The 5,312-nt window shown below is 35.8% G+C and carries 7 protein-coding genes; 4 read left to right on the top strand and 3 right to left on the bottom strand.

All coding sequences use genetic code 11. The features are described 5' to 3' along the window. Positions 1-176 precede the first annotated feature (176 nt). The 4 genes from Q0K35_RS05805 (at position 177) to Q0K35_RS05790 (ending at position 2,295) form a co-directional block, all read left to right on the top strand. A complete protein-coding gene (locus tag Q0K35_RS05805; protein ID WP_294561728.1) occupies positions 177-329 on the top strand; it encodes a hypothetical protein in 153 nt (50 codons plus the stop codon). A 101-nt stretch (positions 330-430) separates the two neighbouring features. Continuing rightward, complete coding sequence (gene rnpA, locus Q0K35_RS05800) at positions 431-757, top strand: ribonuclease P protein component (protein WP_294561727.1); 327 nt, start codon at positions 431-433, stop codon at positions 755-757. A 26-nt stretch (positions 758-783) separates the two neighbouring features. Continuing rightward, positions 784-1,668 carry a YidC/Oxa1 family membrane protein insertase gene (locus Q0K35_RS05795; RefSeq protein ID WP_294561726.1) on the top strand — a complete coding sequence of 295 codons (885 nt, stop codon included), beginning with the start codon at positions 784-786 and terminating at the stop codon, positions 1,666-1,668. Positions 1,669-1,680: 12 nt separating this feature from the next. After that, complete coding sequence (locus Q0K35_RS05790; protein ID WP_294561725.1) at positions 1,681-2,295, top strand: R3H domain-containing nucleic acid-binding protein; 615 nt, start codon at positions 1,681-1,683, stop codon at positions 2,293-2,295. A gap of 76 nt (positions 2,296-2,371) precedes the next feature. On the opposite strand, the gene Q0K35_RS05785 is transcribed toward Q0K35_RS05790, so the two are convergent. The 3 genes from Q0K35_RS05785 to Q0K35_RS05775 all read right to left on the bottom strand — a co-directional run. After that, positions 2,372-3,073, bottom strand: coding sequence for a pseudouridine synthase (locus Q0K35_RS05785; RefSeq protein WP_294561724.1), 702 nt, complete (start codon positions 3,071-3,073; stop codon positions 2,372-2,374). Next, positions 3,060-4,913 carry an NAD(+) synthase gene (gene nadE, locus Q0K35_RS05780; protein ID WP_294561723.1) on the bottom strand — a complete coding sequence of 618 codons (1,854 nt, stop codon included), beginning with the start codon at positions 4,911-4,913 and terminating at the stop codon, positions 3,060-3,062. Before nadE ends, Q0K35_RS05785 begins: the two co-directional genes overlap by 14 nt. A gap of 90 nt (positions 4,914-5,003) precedes the next feature. Continuing rightward, positions 5,004-5,312: nitroreductase family protein (locus Q0K35_RS05775; protein WP_294561722.1), on the bottom strand; the 309-nt coding region annotated here is incomplete at its 5' end.

The following is a 5,312-nucleotide window of genomic DNA, read 5'->3' as shown; positions in this document are numbered from 1 at the left end:
GTGTTATCAGCTTAAGGATCACCGCAAGGTGATTCTTTTTTATATATTAGGAAATTTCAATTTTGATGGACAGAAAGATAATGAAAGAGAATAAAAAAGTTAAGTATGATTTATGTTATGATATTATGTGTCATTAATATCTGTGTGAATACTCTCTTTTCTATCAAGAAGGCATCATGAAAATCTTTTCTCTTTCCAACCGTTTCTATTACCGTGAATTTCATGATCTGAGAGTCTATAACCGTGTTTTTCATAAGGCTTATGAATGTCTTTACGATCGTGCCTATGATTTTGGTTACAAAATCATTTTCTTGCTTTATGAATCTTAAATGAACAGAAAATTCAAAAGCTTTGGTAATTCACAGACATTTTTCATTATTTCTGATATAATACATAGGCAATTATAATTTGGCTGATATAGGAGAAGGAAATGAAAAAACAATATCGGATCAGAAAAAGCCAGGAGTTCTCTGAAATCATCAAAGCAAAAAATTTTTATTCCTCACCAGTCATGACGATTTATGTAAGAGAAAAGAAAGAAGATAACTGTCGTGTTGGAATATCTGTCAAGAAGAAGATCGGTAATGCGGTCGTTAGGAATAAAATAAAGCGTCAAGTACGAATGATGGTACAGGAGCTCTATACTTTTGATGAAAATTTTGATACAATTATTTTAATTCGTGACAAATTTATTGAAGAAAGTTATGAATCAAACAAAAAAGTATTGGAAATGCTCTTAAAAAAAGTTAAAATATAAGGGCGATGTTACACGAGGAGAAGAAAATGAAAAACTTATTGAAGAACAAAAAGAAGTTACTGCTGTTAAGTCTGTTTTTATTGATTTTTGTGGCAGGTTGTAAAAGTTATGTAGATCCTAATACAAATCGAGTAAAAGAAGAATTTATTATTTATACGACGACTTCGTTTTCGGAAGTATTTAATGAAGGATGGTTTGAAGGAATCTTTGTTTGGCCGTTGGCTCAGATCATCAACTTCTTTGGAAATCTGACAGATGCCGGTATCGGTATTCTTATTACGACGATCTTATTTAATATCGTAATTGCCGTATTATCCATTAAGAGCCAGGTACAGAATCAGCGTATGCAGATGATGCAGCCGGAAGTCCAAAGGATCCAGAAGAAATATGAAGGAAAGACAGACGATGCTTCAAGAATGAGAATGGCTCAGGAAACGCAGGCTTTGTATGCGAAATATCAGGTCAACCCTTTCTCATCCATTCTTATCCTGATCATTCAGATGCCTGTATTGATGGCTTTCTATTATGCTGTGCAAAGAGCCGCTGTTGTTGTTAACGGTACGTTCCTTGGTATCGATCTGACTCGTACGCCAAGTGAAGGATTAAGTGAGCTTCAGTGGCAGTATCTCTTGATATTCGGTGTCATGATCCTGCTTCAGTTCTTAAGTATGAAGGTTCCGGGATGGCTGGCAAAACAAAGAAAGAAAAAATCAGGTATCAAAGAGAAAAAATATACTCAGCCGAAGAAGAGCGGTCCAGATCAGATGACGATGATGACGATCTTCTCAACGGGAATGATTGCTTTCATCGGATTTACATGGCCGGTAGCGATGTCTTATTACTGGGCTGTTTCATCATTGGTTCGTATTATCCAAAATATTATTATTGACAGGGTATTCTTGAAGGATTAAAGGTGATCGCATATGGAAAGGTATGAAGGAAAAAATTTAGATGAAGCTTTAGAAAATGCCGCTAAATCAAAAGGATGCAGCAAAGAAGAGCTTACGTATAACGTAATTTCTGAAAAGCAGGGGTTATTCGGATTTGGAAGCAAAGTTGAAATAGAAGCTTTTTTTGACGGAGATATTGAGAATTTTATTATAAAATATCTTACTACCTATTTTGATGGAATTGAAATGCAGGTAGATGTGAAGTGTAAAAAAGAAGATTACTATTTCAAGGTAGAATTAGATGGTGAAAATAATGCTATCCTGATCGGAAAAAAGGGACAGACATTACAGGATATCAACAATGTGGTAAAGGCTGCCGCTTCCAGTGTATTTAAAAAGAGAGTGATCGTCGTTAGCGATATCAACGGTTATAAGGAAGAAAAATATCATAAGGAATGTTCAATGGCATTGAGAGTTGCGAAAACAGTACAAAAAACAAAGATCAATGCTTCCTTGGATCCGATGCCTAATGACGAGAGAAAAGCAATTCATTCCTATTTGGTGAATATGCCAAGGATCCGTACGGTCAGCGAGGGCGATGGAAAGGAAAGACACATTGTCATCGTTTATGATGAAAATAAACATTAGAAGCTGAAAAAGCTTCTTTTTTTATATGAAAAAGCTGCAGATCGGCTAACCATCCGTTAGCTTCTTTACAGCTTTTCTATTTGATTCCTTTTAATGAATTGATTTCTTTTTCTGTTAACAGACGATATTCTCCTTCTTTTACATCCAAATGCAGATGCATGAAGCGAATTCGTTTAAGTGAGCGTACATGATAGCCACATGCACTGCACATTCGTCTGATCTGACGATTGTAGCCTTGTGTCAGAATAATAGTAAATTTGGTCTTGCTGATTTGATTAAGCTTGCATGGCAATGTTGTTACATAACAGTTATGAACAGGGTTATATATTTTTACGCCATTGGCCATTTTCTTTAAAAAATCATTGGTGATCTTATGATCCACTTCTACAAGATATTCTTTTTCATGACCATTCTCTGCCCGCAGACAATCGTTGACCAGATCACCTTGATTTGTCAGAAGGATCAAACCGCTGCTATCCTTATCCAATCTTCCAATAGGAAAGATCCTTTCAGGATAATGGATGGCATCAATGATATTCCCTTTGATATGTCTTTCAGTCGTACAGGTAATGCCTGTGGGCTTGTTGTAAAGAAGAACGATGGTATTGCTTTTTGGCTGAATCAGTTGATCGTTGATTTTAACGATATCACCTTCTTCTACGATGTCTTGAAGGATGGCTTTTTTGCCGTTGATCGTAACAATTCCCGAAAGAATATATTCTTCTGCTTTTCTTCGTGAACAAAAGCCGCTGGAGGCAATATACTTATTGATTCTCATGACTCAAAATAGCTTCCTTTAAAGATAAATAAGCATTTGATTTTTGATAATTGACCTGATTTTCTCTAAAATCACTGCCAAAGCATCCTCTTGAAACCATGACGATCGGTGGTGTCTGCAAACGTTTGAAAACACCTGACTGGAATTTTTGAAGAACCCATTCAAGATCTTCAATAAACTTATGAGGATCGTCCAATCCATAGTAGCGGATCCATTTACCTAATTCAGTATCATAAATAGACTTATCTAAATACTGCTGCATCAGTTTTTCAATGCCATATCCCGGATATTCTGTTAATATTTGTATGATTTGATCATGATAGAACCATTGCATAGGGTCCAACTGATTGTTTTTTAATTCAGCACTTGGAGGTGTTATCCATTTAATGTGATTATTTTCAATTTCCGGTAAGAGATTATAAGGAATCACTTCTTGATTCATCATTTGGTTGATGCTGCGAGCTATATCAAAAAGTTCCACCTTGGTGACATCCTGTAAAGGGGCTAAACAGCCAATTGTATCTCCATAAAGAGTCGCATATCCTAAGGCTCCTTCGATTTTATTGCCGTTATTGATGATGACACCATTTTCAATCTGAGAAATGGCACTTAAGATAGAGCCGCGGATCCTTGCCTGTATATTTTCTATTGCAAATTCACTGATTTCTTTTTGTGTATATTGTTTCAAACATTCAATCTGTTCTTCTACAAGCTTTTGGATGATACCATCCCTGCATTCGATACCCAAAGCATTGGAGAGCTTATGAGCATTATCGATGGTTGCAGAGGAATTATAGCGTGTAGCCATGTTTAAACCGATGATACGTTCTTTTCCAAGACTTAATGTTAATAATGCGGCATTTACACTACTGTCTAAACCACCTGACAGACCGATGATCCATTTAAAACGTGATTGAAATACTTGTTGATCAAATTCACGAATAGCGGTGATCAATGCTTGTGTAAGTTTATTTTGACATGTATCAGCCAAAGAAGAAGCATTTAGATCTATGACCTTACATTCTTCATGAAAAGCATCATTACAGCTTGAAATACGATTTCCCTTTGAATTATAGATACTGCTGTCACCATCAAAGACACAAACGGTTTTTGAATTATTCTGCATACCGACAGCATTTACATAAACAAAAGGAACAAAATGATCTTTCGCATAACGAAGGATCTGTTTCTCTCTTCCCTTTTCCTTATTTCTTGTCCAAGGTGAAGAAGAAATGTTTACGATAAGATCGACATGCTGATTTAAATATTGGGAAGTAGGATCAAACTGATAGTCCTGACTCCAAAGATCTTCACATATTTCAAGACCGATTCGATAAAGCTTTTCATCCTTCTTAAACAAGAAAGGCGATGTGAAATCGGCATCATTTAATTTCATCCTTTTAGAAAGCTCTAAGGCCGATAAAAAATAACGACTGTCATCAAAGATGCGATAATCAGGATTTAAACATTTGATATAGCGGCCATCCAGCAAATCATTTTCTTTTTTTACCCATTCATCATTATAAGCGAAATAAGCTGTATTACAGCGTACATGACGTCCATCACGACCTGGGATATCCTTGAATGTAGCTACATTTCCCCAAATGATTCCAATATCCTTGCTTGCTTTTTTTAAGATATCATTATAAGAAAGTGCTGTTTCCACAAAGCTTTGATCCATCCATTTATCCGCTAATAGGTAACCTGTAACACAAAGCTCAGGAAAAATGATCAAATCAGCCTGTTCCCTTTTTGCTTTTTCGATCATGTCCAACATCTTATTCACATTTTGTGACATTTGTCCGGCAAGTACATTCATTTGTCCTAATGCAATTTTCATTAACTATCACCTTATTTATTCTACCATAAATCAGAAAGAAAAGACATTGATTCAAGTCAACAAGAAAAAAAACAGCATTCACTGTTTTTTTTATACATTCGAATAAACGATGACACGTTCATCTGCATCCAGCTTTTCCTTAGGTTCGGGAATGCTTCCAATACCGCCAAATACCATCTGTGCTGTCAAATGATAGTATTCAGGAACATTCCATTGCTTTTTCACTTCATCATCGATCAAAGGGTTATAGTGCTGTAAAGAAGCTCCAATCTTCAATTCAGCTAATGCATTCCAAATATTTCCCTGAAGCAGGCCCATGCTATGATCTGCAAACATATCAAACTGATCTTTATAAAGTGGAAAATCTTTTTTCAATTGATCAATCACATGACGGTCATC

It is taken from the genome of uncultured Traorella sp. (assembly GCF_944327115.1).
In the GTDB taxonomy this organism is placed as follows: Bacteria; Bacillota_I; Bacilli_A; order Erysipelotrichales; family Erysipelotrichaceae; genus Traorella.
This window is presented reverse-complemented; position numbering and strand designations above follow the sequence as displayed.